Consider the following 16,011-nt stretch of genomic DNA (forward strand, 5'->3'; position numbering starts at 1 on the left):
GCGGTAGCGTGCCGGTGATCAGTCGTTGGCGTGCAGGATGCTGTTGAGCTCCACGCCCGTCCCCTGGCGGGGCACGACCTCGACGGCCCCCGAGGTGGAGTTGCGGCGGAACAGCAGGCCGGAGGCGCCGGAGAGCTCGGCCGCCTTGACCACCTGACCCTCGGGCAGGGCCACCTTGGTCCCGGCGGTGACGTAGAGGCCCGCCTCCACGACGCAGTCGTCACCGAGGGAGATGCCGATGCCGCTGTTGGCGCCCAGCAGGCAGCGCTGCCCGATGGAGATGACCTGCTTGCCGCCGCCGGACAGGGTGCCCATGATCGAGGCACCGCCGCCGACGTCGGAGCCGTCGCCCACGACGACGCCCGCCGAGATACGACCCTCGACCATGGAGCCGCCGAGCGTCCCGGCGTTGAAGTTGACGAAACCCTCGTGCATCACGGTCGTGCCGCTCGCCAGGTGCGCGCCGAGACGGACCCGGTCGGCCTCGGCGATCCGGACGCCGCTGGGCACCACGTAGTCGACCATCCTGGGGAACTTGTCCACGCCGTAGACGGTCACCTGGCCGCGGGCGCGCAGGCGGAGCCGTACCCGCTCGAAGCCCTCGACGGCGCACGGACCGTGGTTGGTCCACACCACGTTGCCGAGCAGGCCGAACAGCCCGTCCAGGTTCAGGCCGTGCGGCTGGACGAGGCGTGCCGACAGCAGGTGCAGGCGCAGGTAGACGTCGTAGGTGTCGGCCGGGGCCTCTGACAGCTTGGTGATCTGAGTCCGCACCGCGACCACCTCCACGCCGCGGTCCTCGTCCACGCCGAGCAGCGCGGCGACCTCGGAGCCGAGCTCCTGGGCGGCCTCCTGCGCGCTCAGCCGCCTGGTGCCCGGCGCGGAGGGCTCGCCCAGCTGCGGGGACGGGAACCACGTGTCGAGCACGGTCCCGCCGGAAGTTATGGTCGCGATGCCGGTCGCGTACGCGCCGGAGATCTGAGCTGCTGCGTTCACACCGACCAAGCCTAGCCAAAGCGGTCGCAACGGCAGTATGCCGAGGGAGCGTCGGGCGTGTGCCCACGGCACTCACCGGTTAGCGTGGCCGCCATGCTGCAGGGGATCGACGTGTCGAACTGGCAGGGCGCCGTCAACTGGGGCGCGCAGGCGAAGGGCGGGGTCTCCTTCGCCTTCGCCAAGGCGAGTGAGGGGAGCACCTTCACCGACAAGTGGTTCGGCACCAACTGGAACGGCATGCGCGAGAGCTGGATCGTCTGCGGCGCCTACCACTTCGCCCGCCCCGCGGGCGACCCCGAGGTGCAGGCGGTGCACTTCCTGAAGATCGTGCAGCGGGCCGGAGGGCTGCGCAGGGGCGATCTGCTCGCCCTCGACCTGGAGACCAACGACCACCTGCCCGCCGCCAGGGTGGCGCGGTTCGCCCGCAGCTGGTGTCAGGCGATCATCGCGCTGGCCGGGGTGAAGCCGGTGGTCTACACGTTCCAGGCGTTCGCGCAGAACGGCAACTGCGCCGGGCTGGAGACCTACCCGCTGTGGATCGCCGCGCCCGACGCGCCCCGGGGCAGGCCGCAGGTGCCCAGCCCGTGGCGGAGGTGGACCATTCACCAGCACTCGCACAAGCCGCTGGATCGCAACGTCTTTCGCGGGACCCGGGCCGAGCTGACCTCGCTGGGCTACCGCCGGAGCCGCGACGCCTGAGAAATCGCGTCGCCGACACCGGTAGCATCGATTTCGGACCATCCATCGACGTCTCCCAGGGAGCAACCGTGTCGGCCGTGTCAGAACTTCGTATCACCCTCGCCGGAGCCGCGCGTGTGGTGGCGGGAGGCACGACGTACGGGGAGGCGCTGGAGGCGGACGGCCGCTCCGTGGTCGCCGCCCGCGTGGGCGGCGAGCTGAAGGACCTCGCGGCCCCGGTGGCCGAGGGCGACGTGATCGAGCCGGTCGAGGCGGCCAGCCCCGACGGGCGCTCCATCGTCCGCCACTCCACCGCGCACGTCATGGCCCAGGCCGTTCAGGAGATCTTCCCCGAGGCCAGGCTGGGCATCGGCCCGCCGGTCGAGAACGGTTTCTACTACGACTTCGACGTCAAGAACCCCTTCACCCCCGACGACCTCAAGCGCATCGAGAAGCGCATGCGCGAGATCGTCAAGCAGGGCCAGCTCTTCTCCCGCAGGCCCGTCTCCGACGACCAGGCGGCCGAGGAACTCGCCGCCGAGCCGTACAAGCTGGAGCTGATCGGCCTCAAGGGCGGGGCCGCCGACGAGGAGAGCGTCGAGGTGGGCGGTGCCGAGCTCACCATCTACGACAACCTCGACCCCAAGACCGGCGAGCTGTGCTGGAAGGACCTGTGCCGCGGCCCCCACGTGCCGACCACCCGGTCCATCCCGGCGTTCAAGCTGATGCGCACCGGCGGCGCCTACTGGCGGGGCAGCGAGAAGAACCCGCAGCTCCAGCGGATCTACGGCACCGCCTGGGAGTCGCGCGAGAAGCAGGACGAGTACCTCCACCTGCTGGAGGAGGCCGAGAAGCGGGATCACCGCAGGCTGGGCGCCGAGCTCGACCTGTTCTCCTTCCCCGACGAGCTGGGCTCCGGCCTGCCGGTCTTCCACCCCAAGGGCGGCGTGATCCGCCGCGTCATGGAGGACTACTCGCGCAAGCGGCACGAGGAGGCGGGCTACTCCTTCGTCAACACCCCGCACATCACCAAGAGCAAGCTCTACGAGATCTCCGGCCACCTCGACTGGTACAAGGACGGGATGTTCCCGGCCATGGAACTGGAGGGGGCGGAGTACTACCTCAAGCCGATGAACTGCCCGATGCACAACCTGATCTTCAGGTCCCGCGGGCGTTCCTACCGGGAGCTGCCGCTGCGGCTGTTCGAGTTCGGCACGGTCTACCGCTACGAGAAGTCCGGCGTCATCCACGGCCTGACCCGCGTGCGCGGCATGACGCAGGACGACGCGCACATCTACTGCACTCACGAGCAGATGCGCGACGAGCTCAAGTCGCTGCTGCGCTTCGTGCTCGACCTGCTCCGCGACTACGGGCTCGACGACTTCTACCTGGAGCTGTCGACCAAGGATCCGGAGAAGTTCGTCGGCCCCGACGAGGTGTGGGAGGAGGCGACCGAGACGCTGCGCGAGGTCGCCGAGTCCGAGAAGCTGGAGCTCGTCCTCGACCCCGGGGGCGCCGCCTTCTACGGGCCGAAGATCTCCGTTCAGGCCCGCGACGCCATCGGCCGCACCTGGCAGATGTCGACCATCCAGCTGGACTTCAACCTGCCTGAGCTCTTCGAGCTCGAGTACCAGGCCGCGGACGGCACCCGGCAGCGTCCCGTCAAGATCCACCGGGCGCTGTTCGGCTCGATCGAGCGCTTCTTCGGCGTCCTGGTCGAGCACTACGCGGGCGCGTTCCCCCCCTGGCTCGCGCCGGTCCAGGTGGTCGGCATCCCGATCGCCGAGGCACACGTGCCCTACCTTCAGGACGTCGCCAAGAAGGCTCGCGAGCGAGGCATCAGGATCGAGGTCGACGCCTCCGACGACCGGATGCAGAAGAAGATCCGCAACGCGCAGAAGTCCAAGGTGCCCTTCATGCTCCTGGCGGGCGACGACGACATCGCAGGAGGCGCCGTCTCCTTCCGCTTCCGCAACGGCGAGCAGAAGAACGGGGTCCCGGTCGACGAGGCGATCACCGAGATCGTTGACGCGATCGAGCGCCGCCTCCAGGTCTGAGTCTCCTCCGAGGCGTTCCGGGTCCGGCTTCCCCACGGGGGGCCGGACCCGTTCCTGTAGCGGGGCCTGGCCCCGCCAGGCGTCCCTAGTCGTGCCTCGCGGGCTCGGCGGGTGCCTCGGGCCGGACCTCACCCGGCAGGCGCACGTCCTCCACGTCGACGTTGACCTCGACGACCCGCATGCCGAGCATCCGGCTGATGGTCCGGGCCACGTTGGTCTTCACCTCGTTGGCCACGTCCATCACCACGTGCCCGTACTCCGCCACGATCGACACGTCCACCGCGGCCGTACGGTCCTGCACATGGGCGCTGACGCCCCGGGGGCCGCGCCTGGCACCGATTCCGGCCCGCTCACGCACCGGCTCCACCGCGTGGGCGGCGTTGCCTCCCAGCTCGGCGACGCCCGTGACCTCAAGGGTGGCGAGGGCCGCGACCTTCTCCACCACCTCGTCCGCCACCTTGATCCGGCCCTTCACCACGGCCGAGGACACCGGGGTGACCGGGGTGACCGGGACCGGGGGAGTCAGCGGAGAGAGCGGAGACACGGTCGCCGTCACGGCCGGGGAAGGGGAGGGCACCTCGTCCGGTGACGGGGTGATCGTCTCGACCACCGCCAGGACGGGCTCGCTCGTGAAGGATGCCGGCGGCTCCGTGTCGGCGGACAGGGACAGGCTGAGGGAGAACGGGCGGGTGGGCCTGCCACCGGTCTCGGCGGGAGACACGGTCTCCTCGGTCGGCTCCTCGACGGAGACGTCGGTCATGGATACTCCTCGGCTGTCGATGGTCTTGCTGGGGGATTCTGCCGGAAATTTGCGGCATTCGTCCGTTAATGCGGTGAGATGTAGATCGGGAGCCCGTCCAGCCGCCGGATACCGGCCGGTTCCGGTGCCACGGCGGGAGGCGCCAGACCGAAGGAATCGGCTTGGCAATATGCTGGCGACCATGAGCAACGAGCCGGAGGCGCAGTACGGGGCGGGAACACCGGACGCGTTCCAGAGACTCTGGACTCCGCACCGGATGGCCTACATCAAGGGGGCCAGCAAACCGACGGGTTCGGGCCCAGAGGACGGCTGCCCGTTCTGCGAGATCCCCCAGATGAGCGACGAGGACGGCCTGATCGTCGCCCGAGGTGACGCGGTCTTCGCGCTGCTCAACCTCTACCCGTACAACTCCGGCCATCTGATGGTCTGCCCCTACCGCCACGTGCCGGACTACGCGGACCTGAACGAGGCCGAGACCACTGAGTTCGCCGACTTCACCAAACGGGCGCTGGTCGCCCTGCGCAAGGCCAGCGGCGCGCAGGGCTTCAACGTGGGCATGAACCTGGGCGGTGTGGCGGGCGCCGGGATCGCCGCCCACCTTCACCAGCACGTGGTGCCCCGCTGGGGCGGCGACACCAACTTCATGCCCGTCGTCGGCCAGACCAGGGTGCTTCCTCAGTTGCTGCGTGACACAAGGGAACTGCTCGCCGGCTCCTGGCCCGCCTCGTCGTAGCGCGAGGCTCCGCCCAGGGTCCTGATGCCCACCGACAGTGTCAGCGGCACGGCGAGCGCCAGTGCCATGGAGAGCACCGCGGCGCCCGAGTCGTTGACCAGCATGCCGACCACCCCGCTGACCAGGGTGCCGATCAACCCGGCCCGCAGCGCGGGGGAGTGCGCGAACGCGGCGGGCAGCACCCCCACGGTCGCCTGCTCCGGCCGTAGCAGCGCGTAGACGAGGAACGCCGTCGCGGCGATCACAACCGGCATCAGGTTGGGGCTTAGCAGCGTGCCCAGCATCGCGCCGAGCTTGCGGCCGATCACCTCGGTGGCCTCGCCGGTGAGCACCTGGCCCACGAAGCGCCCCAGGTGCGTCTGGAAGGCAGGCGGGCGCAGGTAGTCGAGGTAGGCGATGCCCATCACGGCGAAGTCGCCCGCCACGCAGAACGCGCCCAGCTTGACGATCGAGACCCGCCTGCCCGCGATCAGCAGCGCGGTCACCGCGATCCCCGGTACGAACGCGATCACGCCACCGAAGTCGCTGCCCACGCCCGGCCAGCCGCCCAGGATCATCGCGAAGCCGCCCAGCACCGCCACGGCGGTGACCGCCGCACCCGTGTGGCCTCCGCGCGTCAGCCGATGCGCGATCGTGGCGGTCAGCAGCAGCACCGAGGTGGCGAAGAGCGCGAACGGGATGTTGCCCAGGCCGTAGTAGCGGGCCCCGACCACGGCGCTGTAGCCCATCACGCTGTTGAGCTGCAGGGTCGTCCCGGTCAGCAGGTCGCCCGCGAGCACCGCCGCGGTAACCCCCGCCACCACCGCGGGCGGTCCGAGCGGTGCGCGTCGCCATGGCCCCGCCAGCGCCAGCGTGGCCAGCAGCAGCGCGCATCCGGCGATCCCGCCGACCAGTGCGAGCAGCGGCGTCCACGCGTCCTGCCAGGGGGTGAGGTTCACCAGGTACGTCGAGGCGGGCACCGAGGCCAGTGCCACCGCGGCCACGCGCATGCGCCTCAGCCCGCGCCTGCGGCGCAGCAGCAGGAACGCGGTCAGGTAGAAGGCGACCTGCAGCACGGCGACCGAGGTGAAGAAGACGCCGCCCACGTTCCTGATCGTCTGCCCGGCCACGTCGGCCCTCTCCAGGTCGGCCCGTGCGGCCTCGATGCCGCCGGTCTGCCTCTCGCTCGCCTGCCAGGGGAGCCCGACCATGCCCGGCGGTGCCTCGACGCCGGTCAGGGAGAGCACCGTCGCGGTGACGTCCGGCAGGATCGTGATGTCGTCGCGGTGGGTGGAGGCCGCTCCAAGGAAGCGGCCGGAGAGGTCTCCGTCGCGCATCATGGCAACCCGAAGGTGCGGGTTGGCGCCGTGGTCGGACAGGCCTGCCAGCAGTACGCGCGCATCCCTGGGCAGCACGCTCAGCACCGCTCCGGCCTTGGCGTCGGCCAGGCGCAGCGCCGCCGCCCGCTGCTGCGGGGTGAGTCGCTCCTCGACCTTGGGCAGCCGTCCGTCGGTGATGTAGGGCCTGATCAGATCGTCGACGTCGACGGCGATCACGCGACACCTGGTGAGCACGTCTGAGCGGATCTGCGCGGGGGAGGGAGCGTACACGTCGACCCTGCCCGATCTGTCGGCCAGTGCCAGCGCGGCCCCCGGGCCGATCGCCAGCGTGCACTCCCCGGCGGCGTGCACGGCCTCGCCGAGGGCGCCCGCGTTACGCTGCCCGGCGACGTCGCGCAGGTATCCGTAGCCGGGGATGACGGCACCCGTTTTGTCGGCCTCGGGCAGCGGGGGGAGCCCGCAGCCGTAGCCGACCGCGGACCTCACCCCGGCCGAGATCGTCAGCCAGCCGTCATAGGGACAGGTCACCCGGCCCACCGCGCGGACCGACAGCGAGCCGATCGCGCTCTGCGTGGCCAGCCGCCACAGATTCGGGGTGCCGCCGGGGCTGAGGTCGCTCCACTGCAGGCCGGGAATGCCGATCAGCACCACCCGTCCGTCCACCCGCGTGGCGGACTGCGCGACACCCGGCCACAGCAAGCCCAGGACCAGTGCAAACGCGAAAAGCGTCCGCTTCACCGACGACCTCCCCTTTAGCTTCTGCCAGGTGCTCGCACCGTAGGGGAAGATCGTGTCACGGGTCCAGCGAATCCGGGGGTGGACGGGGCGCGGCGAGTCCGGAGGCAGGCCGCGGGGTACCCGGGCGCTCATCGCCTCGCCGTGCCCGTCCCACGGCGCGCCCACGCCCGCACGGACGCGTGCCCGGTCAGGTCCCGGTGGGGGCGCTCTCGTTCTGCAGGCGGTCCAGGGCGGTGACCAGGTAGGTGCCGCCGCCCGTCGTGGTGAAGGTCTGGCGGTCGCCGTCCACCGCGGGCACGACCGCGACCAGGTTGCGGGCGTCGGCGGTGGCGCACTCGCCTGGCTTGCCGGAGGCGATCCGGTAGACCGCGTACGAGCGGGCCTCCGGGGAGCTCTTCCAGCTGAGCGAGGTGCCCTGGAGCCGCAGGTCCACGGGCTTGGCCGGGGCCTGCCCGCCGCGGTCCTTGATCAGCGGCAGCAGCGCCGGGCGCGCGTAGTGGCTCTTGACGATGCGGTCCAGCACGCCCAGGGGGTCGGTGGACAGCTGCTTGGCGCTGAAGTAGACGTCGCCGGAGACCTGCTTGTGCCTGCGGTTCTGAGTGAGGTGGGAGGGCAGCTCGCCGGGCCTGGTCCAGGCGGGGGTGTCGGTGGCGCCGACCCGGTACAGGGCCTGCCCGATGTAGAGGTGCACGTCGGTGCCCTTGACCTCGTTCGCCCACCAGGGCATCAGCACGTCGTAGTCGGCGGCCTTGAAGTCGCGCGGCCAGTAGAGCTGCGGTATGACGTAGTCGACGGTGCCCTTGCGGATCCAGTGGCGGGCGTCGGCGTAGATGGAGTCGTACGCCGACATGCCGCCGGTGGCCGAGCCGGTGGGATCCTCGGACTTGTTGCGCCAGATCCCGAACGGGCTGACGCCGAACTTCACGCTGTCCCTGACCTCGTGCACCGCCCTGTCGACCTGCGCGATCAGTTTGTTGACGTTGGCGCGGCGCCAGTCGGCGAGCTTGGCGCCCTTGCCGTACTTGGCGAAGGCGGCGTCGTCGGCGAACCTCGCGTTCCCGGAGGGGTAGGGGTAGAAGTAGTCGTCGAAGTGGACCCCGTCGACGTCGTAGCGGGTCACCACGTCCTTGACGACCTTGGTGACGTGGTCGCGGACCTCGGGCAGGCCGGGGTTGTAGTAGGCCTGGCCACCGTGCTTGACGACCCATTCGGGGTGGACCCGGGCGGGGTGGTTCGCGGGCAGCCTGGACAGGTCGCCGTCGGGGGAGGCGCGGTAGGGGTTGAACCACGCGTGGAACTCCAGGCCGCGCCGATGGGCCTCGGCGACGAGGAAGGGCAGCGGGTCCCAGCCGGGGTCCTTGCCCGCGGTGCCGGTCAGATACTGCGACCACGGCTCCAGGTTCGACCTGTACAGCGCGTCGGAGGCCGGGCGGATCTGGACGAACACCGCGTTGAACCGCCGCTTGACCGCGTTGTCGAGGATCCTGACGTACTCCGCCTGCTGCCGGGCGGCGGACAGACCGGTCCGCGAGGGCCAGTCGATGTTCTTGACCGTGGCGATCCACACCCCGCGCAGCTGCCGCTTGGGGTACCTCACATCCACCGGGCACCGTGCCGAGGTGGAGGTCGTCGCTCCCGCCGTTTCGGCCGAGACCGCCGAGCCCTTGGCGCCCTTGGGCCGGGCCGGTGCGGTGTCGGGGCCGAAGGTGTATGCGGCACCCGTGGTCAGAACGGCGAGGGCGGCAGCGGCCAGAAGAGGGCGTCCGTTTCGCATGGTTCCCAAGTCTGGCACCTGGACCAGTGTGCTCTGACCGGAAAAAAGAAATCGTTCCGTGATGATTTTGTTATGTGAGTGCGTGCTGGGAGGCGTGTGTCCGATGGGGTGTGTCCACCTGGTGGCGACGTGCCGCCGGGCACACGCCTCATCGCCCGATCAGCCGGTGACCTTCTCCACCAGATGTGACGGGAGCGGCTCGTAGCGCAGGAAGACCCGCTGGAACGTCCCGGTGCCGTGTGACATGGATCTCAGATCGATCGAGTACCGGGTGATCTCCAGCTCGGGCACCTCGGCCCTGACCAGGGTACGTCCCACCCCCACCGGCTCCGTGCCGAGCACGCGGCCCCTGCGCGAGGACAGGTCGGACATCACCGCGCCCACGTGCTCGTCGGAGACCAGCACGGACACCTCGTCGACGGGTTCGAGCAGCAGCGTGGGCACCTTGGTCGCGGCCTCCTTCAGCGCGAGCGCCCCGGCGATCTGGAAGGCCATGTCGGAGGAGTCGACCGAGTGGGCCTTGCCGTCGTACAGCGTCACCCGTACGTCCACCATGGGGTAGCCGGCGAGGACCCCGCGCTGCATCTGGGTGCGTACGCCCTTCTCCACCGAGGGGATGAACTGGCGCGGCACCACGCCACCGACGATCTTGTCCACGAACTCGAAGCCACCGCCGGACGGCAGGGGCTCGACCTCCAGGTGGCAGACGGCGAACTGGCCGTGGCCGCCGGTCTGCTTGACGTTGCGGCCCAGGGCCCGGCAGCGGCCGCCGAAGGTCTCCCTGAGCGGCACCCGCAGCTCGATCTTCTCCACCTCCACGCCGTGCCGCCTGCTCAGCCGCTCCAGCAGCACGTCGGTGTGGGCCTCGCCCATGCACCACAGTACGAGCTGGCGGGTCTCGGGGTTGTTCTCCAGCCGGAGTGTCGGGTCCTCGGCGACCAGCCGCTGCAGCGCCTGGCTCAGCTTGTCGTCATCCGCCTTGGACCTGGGCTGGATCGCCACCGGCAGCAGCGGATCCGGCATCGTCCAGGCCTTCATCACCAGCGGGTTCTCCCTGTCCGACAGGGTGTCGCCGGTCTCCGCGCGCGACAGTTTGGCCACCGCCGCGATGTCCCCGGCCACGCACTTGGCGGTCGTCCGCTGGAGCTTGCCCAGCGGCGAGGAGAGCGCCCCGATGCGCTCGTCCACGTCGTGGTCCTCATGCCCGCGGTCGGCCAGGCCGTGCCCCGAGACGTGCACCGTCATGTCGGGGCGCAGCGTGCCGGAGAAGACCCGCACCAGGCTGATCCGGCCCACGTACGGATCGCTGGTCGTCTTGACGATCTCCGCGACCAGTGGCCCGTCGGGGTCACAGGTGATGCCGGCGACGGGCCGGCCGTCGATCGAGGTGATCTCCGGCATCGGGTGCTCGGGGGGCGACGGGAAGCCCTGGGTGATGAGTTCCAGGACCTCCAGCGCGCCCACGCCGGTCCCCACGGCCAGCACCGGGTAGAAGCCGCCGCGCGCGACGGCCTTCTCCAGGTCCCCGATGAGGGCCTTGGTGTCGATCTCCTCGCCGGAGAGGTAACGGTCCATCAGGGACTCGTCCTCGCTCTCCTGGATGATGCCCTCGATCAGGGCGCCCCGGTAGATCTCGATCTGGTCGGCGTAGGCCGGGCCTGGGGAGTTCTCCGTCCTGGTGCCGGTCGCGTAGTTGTAGAACTTCTGGCTCAGCAGCCCGATCAGGCCGTTCACCCTGCCGTTGGTCACCACCGGTAGGTACAGCGGCGAGACGCCGTCGCCGAAGGCCTCCTGGCAGGCGGCGAGGACGTCCTCGAAGTTCGCCCGCTGGTGGTCGATCTTGGTGATCACGACCGCACGGGGCATCCCGACCGCCGCGCACTCCTCCCAGAGCATCCTGGTCAGGCCGTCCACGCCCTCGACGGCCGAGACGACGAACAGCGCCGCGTCGGCCGCGCGCAACCCGGCGCGCAGGTCGCCGGCGAAGTCGGCATAGCCGGGCGTGTCCAGCAGGTTGATCTTGATGTCGTTGTGGATCACAGGGGCCACGGTGAGATTCACCGAGCGCTGCTGGCGCACCTCGACCTCGTCGAAGTCGCTGGCCGTCGTGCCGTCCTCGACCCGGCCGGGCCGCTGGATGGTCTTGGTCGCGGCCAGCAGCGCCTCCACGAGCGTTGTCTTCCCGGCACCGGAATGGCCGACCAGCACGACGTTTCTTATCTTGTCCGGCTGATCGACCGTGGGTGCCCTCCCCGCGGCTCCCGCTGTTCCGCCGGTTGCTCTCTCCGCCACATCGCCTCCCGCGTCGTTGCCGAAGGGGCGCGGCCTGGTGGGGCCACACCCCCGCCGATCCGCTGCCGCGTCCATACACCGCATGGACGCGGTGTGTTCACCAAATACCCATGTGGCGAATATCACAAGAGGGGTGGGGCGATCCTCTTGCGAGAGGGAAGTCTGATCGCTAGGCGTCCGAGCCTCCTCCGGAGAGCTCTCGCCGCGACGGCAACGCCTTGCCGCACGGCTCGCCGATGCGCGCTCGCAGGCCGGGTGGCCTACGATCGGAGCGCGATGCTGAAACTTTTGCGCCCCGCCGTCACCCGAGTCTTGACCCCGCTGGGCAGGGCACTCACCCGCCGCGGGATCGGCCCCAACGTGGTCACCGCGGTGGGCACGCTCGGCACCGTCGCCGCCGCGCTGTTCTTCTACCCCCGGGGCCAGCTGTTCGCGGGCACGATGGTGATCACCTTCTTCGTGCTGGCCGACCTCCTCGACGGGGTCATGGCCAGGATGACGGGCGAGGGAAGCACCTGGGGCGCCTTCCTCGACTCCACGCTCGACAGGGTCGGCGACGCGGGGATCTTCTCCGGGCTGGTGTTCTGGTTCATCGTGAGCGATCAGCGGACGCTGGCGGGGGTCGCGCTGTTCTGCCTCGTCGCCGGAGCGGTGGTGTCCTACGTCAAGGCCAGGGCGGAGGCGCTGGGCATGACGTGCGACGTCGGTCTCGCCGAGCGGCCGGAGCGCCTGGTGGTGGGTCTGGTCTCGGTCGGCCTCGGCGGCCTCGGCGTGCCGTACATCCTGGCCGCGGGGCTCTGGCTGCTCGCCGCGGCCAGCGCGGTCACGGTCGGCCAGCGCCTGCTGCACGTGCGCCGGCAGGCCGTCCCCACCTCGCCCCGGCCCCTCCGCTGATCGGAAAATCGATGACAGACAAGCCCTCCCCCCAGGACCGTCTCGTCGCGGCCGCGTTCGGTGCCGGATGGACGATCGTGCCCCGCCTGCCCGAGCGGCTCACCGCCTGGGCCTTCCGCGCCGCCGCCGACCGGCTGTGGAAGCACCGGGGAAAGTCGGTGCTCAGGCTGGAGGCCAACCTCGCCAGGGTCAAGGGCACCTCGCCGGGCGACCCGGTGATCCGGGAGCTCAGCCGCGACGGCATGCGCTCCTACTTCCGCTACTTCCACGAGGTTTTCCGGCTGCCCTCGATCCCCGTCGCCGAACTCGTCTCCCGGATGCACGTGATCGGCGCGGAGCCCGTCTACGACAACCTCGCCGCGGGGCGCGGCGTGGTCCTCGCCCTGCCGCACACGGGCAACTGGGACCAGGCGGGTGCCTGGTTCGCCGGGACGGGGCATCCCTTCACCACGGTCGCCGAGCGGCTCAAACCCGAGTCGCTGTTCTACCGCTACACCGCCTTCCGCGAGGGACTGGGCATGGAGGTGCTGCCGCTCACCGGTGGTGACGGTCACACCTTCGGCACCCTGGCGCAGCGCCTGCGCGCCGGGCTCCCGGTCGCCCTGCCCGCCGAGCGAGACCTGACCGCGAACGGTGTCGAGGTGCAGTTCTTCGGCTCGGCCACGCGGATGCCCGCCGGCCCCGGCCTGTTGGCCGTGCACACCGGGGCCGCCCTCATCCCGGCGATCCCCTACTTCCAGGGGACCGGCTGGGGCCTGCAGTTCCACGAGGAGATCGCGGTCCCGGCCGAGGGCACCAGGAAGGAGAAGGTGGCCGTCGTCACGCAGAGCCTCGCGGGCGTCTTCGAGAAGGGCATCGCCGAGCACCCCGAGGACTGGCACATGCTCCAGCGCCTCTGGCTCGAGGACCTGGAGCCCAGGGGATGAGGATCGGCATCGTCTGCCCCTACACATGGGACGTGCCGGGCGGAGTCCAGGTGCACATCCGCGATCTCGCGGAGGCGCTCATGGAGGAAGGCCACCACGTCTCGGTGATCGCCCCCGCTGCGGACAACACCCCGCTGCCCCCGTACGTGACCTCGGCGGGCCGCGCGATTCCGGTGTCCTTCAACGGGTCGGTGGCCAGGCTGTCGTTCGGGTTCCTGTCGGCGAACCGGGTGCGCCGCTGGGTGCGCGAGGGCGCCTTCGACGTGCTGCACGTGCACGAACCGGCCATCCCCTCGCTGGGACTGCTCGCCTGCTGGGTGGCCAGGGGGCCGATCGTGGCCACCTTCCACGCCTCGTACGGTAACTCCCGGTCCTTCTCGGTCACGGCTTCGGTGCTGATGAGCGCGCTGGAGAAGATCACCGGCCGGATCGCCGTGTCCGACGCGGCCAGGAAGACCCTGGTCGAGTTCATGGGCGGCGACGCCGTGCTCATCCCCAACGGGGTGACGGTCGGCCGCTACGCCGAGGGCGAGCCGCTGCCCGGCTGGGACGAGGGCGAGGTGATCGGCTTTCTCGGCAGGATGGACGAGCCGCGCAAGGGCCTGCCGGTGCTGCTGGAGGCGTTCGTCCTGCTGGCCGCCGAGCGGCCGGCGCTGCGCCTGCTCCTGGCCGGGCCGGGTGACGCCGCCGAGGTGCTGGAGCGTGTCCCGGCCGCCCTCCACGACCGGATCGGCCTGCTCGGCATGGTCAGCGAGGAGGACAAGGTGCGTGCCTACCACACGGTCGACGTCTTCTGCGCGCCCAACCTGGGGGGTGAGAGCTTCGGCATCGTGCTGACCGAGGCGATGTCGGCCGGCGCGGCGATCCTGGCGAGCGACATCCCGGCCTTCCGCAAGGTGCTCGACGACGGCCAGGCGGGAGCGCTGTTCGAGACGGGCGACGCCACCTCGCTCGCCCGCCGGGCCGCCGAGCTGCTCAACGACCCCGTGCGCCGGGCCAAGCTGTCGCGGGAGGCCCGCGCCGCCGTGCGGAAGTACGACTGGTCGACGGTCGCCCGTGACGTCCTGCGGGTCTACGAGACGGTGGCGAGTACGGCCGGGGTCGAGGAGGACGCCGAGGGCACGGTGGCGAGCAGGGCCTGGGCCGAAGGGAACGACACGCTGTGACGACCACACTGATCCTGGTGGTGGGCGCGATCGTGGTGCTCTGCGCCGTCTACATCTCCTGGCGGGCGGGCAGGCTCGACCGGCTGCACATCCGGCTGGAGCTGGCCCGTGAGTCCCTGGACGCCGCCCTGGTGCGGCGGACCGCCGTCAGCCTGGAGCTGGCCGCCTCCCGGCTGCTGGACCCGGCGACGAGCCTGGTGCTGGCCGCGGCCGCCCACGAGGCCCGTACGGCGGGCCCCGAGGAGCGTGAGCACGCCGAGAGCGACCTGTCGCGCACCCTGCGAGCCGTCGTCGACCAGGAGCGCTTCCGTGACCGGCTGGCCGACACTCCGGCAGGTTCCGACCTACTGGAGGAGCTGGGGGCCGCGGTGGCCAAGGTCCTCTACTCCCGCCGGTTCTACAACAACGCGGTGGGCGTGACCCGCGCGGCGCAACGCCGCTGGCTGGCCCGCACGCTGCGGCTGGCCGGGCATACCGAGTATCCGGGCTTCTTCGAGATCGACGATGCGCCGCCGAAGGCCCTGGCCGCCGAATAAGCCGCACATAGACTGGAGTAACTGACAAGTCGGACACCGGTAGGCTCTTGGCGGTTCGTGGCCGAGTGGCTACGTGGCTGACTTGAGGAGATGAATCGTGCGGGTTTCTCGGATGATCGCCGTCACGCTGGCGGGAGTCGCGGTTCTCGCGCCGGTCGCGGCCTGTTCCTCCGACAAGCCCGCGTCGGCGGGCAATCCGGCGGCCGGTGAACCGAGCGCGGAGCCGACCCCCACGCCCGAGCCGACGCACCCCTTCACCGGCCTGCCGGGCGCGGCCCGCAGGCCGGTGCTCGCGGCGAAGATCGAGAACACCTCGGCGGGCAAGCCGCAGCTCGGCCTCAAAAGCGCGGACATCGTCTACATCGAGCAGGTAGAGGCGGGCCTGACCCGGCTGATGGCGATCTTCTCCTCGAAGATCCCGGCCAAGATCGGCCCGGTTCGCAGCGCCCGCATCTCCGACCTGCACATCGTCCCGCAGTTCGGCAGGCCCGCCTTCGCCTACTCGGGTGCGCAGACCAAGATGCTCCCCCTCATCGCCGAGGCGCCGCTGTTCGACGTCTCCGACAGCCGGGCGCCGGGCGCCTACTTCCGCCAGGAAGGACGCTTCGCCCCCTACAACCTGTTCGCCAACACCAGGCAACTGCTGACCGAGGCGCCCAAGGCGAGCAGGGCCAAGGACATCGGACTCACCTTCGGCGACGCCCCTGAGGGCGGCGTGCCGCGGAAGGCGTACAGCGTGAAGTACCCGGCGGCCCGTTTCACCTTCGCCTGGTCGCAGGCGGCGGGCAAGTGGCTGATCTGGCAGGACGGCAAGAAGGACATGGCGGCCGAGGGAGGTCAGCTCGGCGCGCCCACGATCGTCGTGCAGTACACCAAGACGGAGCGCTCGGAGTTTCACGACAAGAACCAGAGCTACACGCCGCTGGTGCACAGCACGGGCAAGGGCAGGGCGATCGTGCTCCGCGACGGGCAGGCGTTCAAGGCCCGCTGGTCGCGGGAGACGGAGAAGGACGGCACCGTCTTCACCACGGAGGCGGGTGAGCCGATGAACTTCGCCCCCGGTCAGGTCTGGATCGCGCTGGCCTCCGCCAAACCCGTCATTCCCTGACGCGCAAGTCCTACATCATGTTCAAGAGGATCTT

At 70.4% G+C, this 16,011-nt stretch carries 13 protein-coding genes; 8 read left to right on the forward strand and 5 right to left on the reverse strand.

Annotated features, from left to right (window positions below):
- Window positions 1-18: 18 nt before the first annotated feature.
- Complete coding sequence (dapD, locus tag ACQP0P_RS18290; RefSeq protein ID WP_433378171.1) at window positions 19-996, reverse strand: 2,3,4,5-tetrahydropyridine-2,6-dicarboxylate N-succinyltransferase; 978 nt, start codon at window positions 994-996, stop codon at window positions 19-21.
- A gap of 93 nt (window positions 997-1,089) precedes the next feature.
- Here dapD and ACQP0P_RS18295 point away from each other — a divergent pair, with 93 nt between their 5' ends.
- Both ACQP0P_RS18295 and thrS read left to right on the forward strand, forming a co-directional pair.
- The gene (locus ACQP0P_RS18295; protein WP_355553579.1) at window positions 1,090-1,695 is read left to right on the forward strand and encodes a glycoside hydrolase family 25 protein; all 606 of its coding nucleotides are present in this window, start codon (window positions 1,090-1,092) and stop codon (window positions 1,693-1,695) included.
- Window positions 1,696-1,763: 68 nt separating this feature from the next.
- Window positions 1,764-3,731 (forward strand): threonine--tRNA ligase, encoded by a 1,968-nt coding sequence (gene thrS, locus ACQP0P_RS18300; RefSeq protein WP_433378174.1) that lies wholly within the window; start codon window positions 1,764-1,766, stop codon window positions 3,729-3,731.
- A gap of 85 nt (window positions 3,732-3,816) precedes the next feature.
- Here thrS and ACQP0P_RS18305 read toward each other — a convergent pair whose 3' ends face one another.
- A complete protein-coding gene (locus tag ACQP0P_RS18305; RefSeq protein ID WP_433378177.1) occupies window positions 3,817-4,491 on the reverse strand; it encodes an Asp23/Gls24 family envelope stress response protein in 675 nt (224 codons plus the stop codon).
- A gap of 181 nt (window positions 4,492-4,672) precedes the next feature.
- On the opposite strand from ACQP0P_RS18305, the gene ACQP0P_RS18310 reads away from it, so the two are divergent.
- Entirely contained in the window at window positions 4,673-5,224 is a 552-nt protein-coding gene (locus ACQP0P_RS18310; protein WP_433378180.1) for an HIT family protein, read from the forward strand.
- Here ACQP0P_RS18310 and ACQP0P_RS18315 read toward each other — a convergent pair.
- From ACQP0P_RS18315 to ACQP0P_RS18325, 3 genes are all read right to left on the reverse strand, one after another.
- Window positions 5,167-7,281, reverse strand: coding sequence for a hypothetical protein (locus ACQP0P_RS18315; RefSeq protein WP_433378183.1), 2,115 nt, complete (start codon window positions 7,279-7,281; stop codon window positions 5,167-5,169). The genes ACQP0P_RS18310 and ACQP0P_RS18315 overlap by 58 nt on opposite strands.
- A 187-nt stretch (window positions 7,282-7,468) precedes the next feature.
- On the reverse strand, window positions 7,469-9,055 hold the full coding sequence (locus tag ACQP0P_RS18320) for a glycoside hydrolase family 10 protein (protein WP_433378186.1): 1,587 nt from the start codon (window positions 9,053-9,055) through the stop codon (window positions 7,469-7,471).
- Between the two features lie 159 nt (window positions 9,056-9,214).
- On the reverse strand, window positions 9,215-11,347 hold the full coding sequence (locus ACQP0P_RS18325; RefSeq protein ID WP_433378189.1) for an elongation factor G-like protein EF-G2: 2,133 nt from the start codon (window positions 11,345-11,347) through the stop codon (window positions 9,215-9,217).
- Between the two features lie 276 nt (window positions 11,348-11,623).
- Between ACQP0P_RS18325 and pgsA the strand changes: the two genes are divergently transcribed.
- The 5 genes from pgsA (at window position 11,624) to ACQP0P_RS18350 (ending at window position 15,977) form a co-directional block, all read left to right on the forward strand.
- Window positions 11,624-12,241, forward strand: coding sequence for a phosphatidylinositol phosphate synthase (gene pgsA / locus ACQP0P_RS18330; RefSeq protein ID WP_433378192.1), 618 nt, complete (start codon window positions 11,624-11,626; stop codon window positions 12,239-12,241).
- 11 nt (window positions 12,242-12,252) lie between these two features.
- The gene (locus ACQP0P_RS18335; RefSeq protein ID WP_433378195.1) at window positions 12,253-13,167 is read left to right on the forward strand and encodes a phosphatidylinositol mannoside acyltransferase; all 915 of its coding nucleotides are present in this window, start codon (window positions 12,253-12,255) and stop codon (window positions 13,165-13,167) included.
- Window positions 13,164-14,333: a glycosyltransferase family 4 protein gene (locus ACQP0P_RS18340; RefSeq protein WP_433378198.1), complete on the forward strand. Its 1,170-nt coding sequence runs from the start codon at window positions 13,164-13,166 to the stop codon at window positions 14,331-14,333. Before ACQP0P_RS18335 ends, ACQP0P_RS18340 begins: the two co-directional genes overlap by 4 nt.
- Window positions 14,330-14,869 carry a hypothetical protein gene (locus tag ACQP0P_RS18345; protein ID WP_355553607.1) on the forward strand — a complete coding sequence of 180 codons (540 nt, stop codon included), beginning with the start codon at window positions 14,330-14,332 and terminating at the stop codon, window positions 14,867-14,869. Before ACQP0P_RS18340 ends, ACQP0P_RS18345 begins: the two co-directional genes overlap by 4 nt.
- Window positions 14,870-14,966: 97 nt before the next feature.
- On the forward strand, window positions 14,967-15,977 hold the full coding sequence (locus ACQP0P_RS18350) for a DUF3048 domain-containing protein (protein WP_433378201.1): 1,011 nt from the start codon (window positions 14,967-14,969) through the stop codon (window positions 15,975-15,977).
- Window positions 15,978-16,011: the final 34 nt, after the last annotated feature.

It is taken from the genome of Streptosporangium sp. CA-115845, from assembly GCF_050943795.1.
Classification (GTDB): domain Bacteria; phylum Actinomycetota; class Actinomycetes; order Streptosporangiales; family Streptosporangiaceae; genus Streptosporangium.

Bases quoted from the DNA above. Each gene is read 5' to 3' on its own strand.
- ACQP0P_RS18310 (WP_433378180.1), top strand. From the start codon at position 4,673: ATGAGCAACGAGCCGGAGGCGCAGTACGGGGCGGGAACACCGGACGCG.
- pgsA (WP_433378192.1), top strand. From the start codon at position 11,624: ATGCTGAAACTTTTGCGCCCCGCCGTCACCCGAGTCTTGACCCCGCTG.
- ACQP0P_RS18340 (WP_433378198.1), top strand. From the start codon at position 13,164: ATGAGGATCGGCATCGTCTGCCCCTACACATGGGACGTGCCGGGCGGA.
- ACQP0P_RS18295 (WP_355553579.1), top strand. From the start codon at position 1,090: ATGCTGCAGGGGATCGACGTGTCGAACTGGCAGGGCGCCGTCAACTGG.
- ACQP0P_RS18320 (WP_433378186.1), bottom strand. From the start codon at position 9,055: ATGCGAAACGGACGCCCTCTTCTGGCCGCTGCCGCCCTCGCCGTTCTG.
- ACQP0P_RS18335 (WP_433378195.1), top strand. From the start codon at position 12,253: ATGACAGACAAGCCCTCCCCCCAGGACCGTCTCGTCGCGGCCGCGTTC.
- ACQP0P_RS18305 (WP_433378177.1), bottom strand. From the start codon at position 4,491: ATGACCGACGTCTCCGTCGAGGAGCCGACCGAGGAGACCGTGTCTCCC.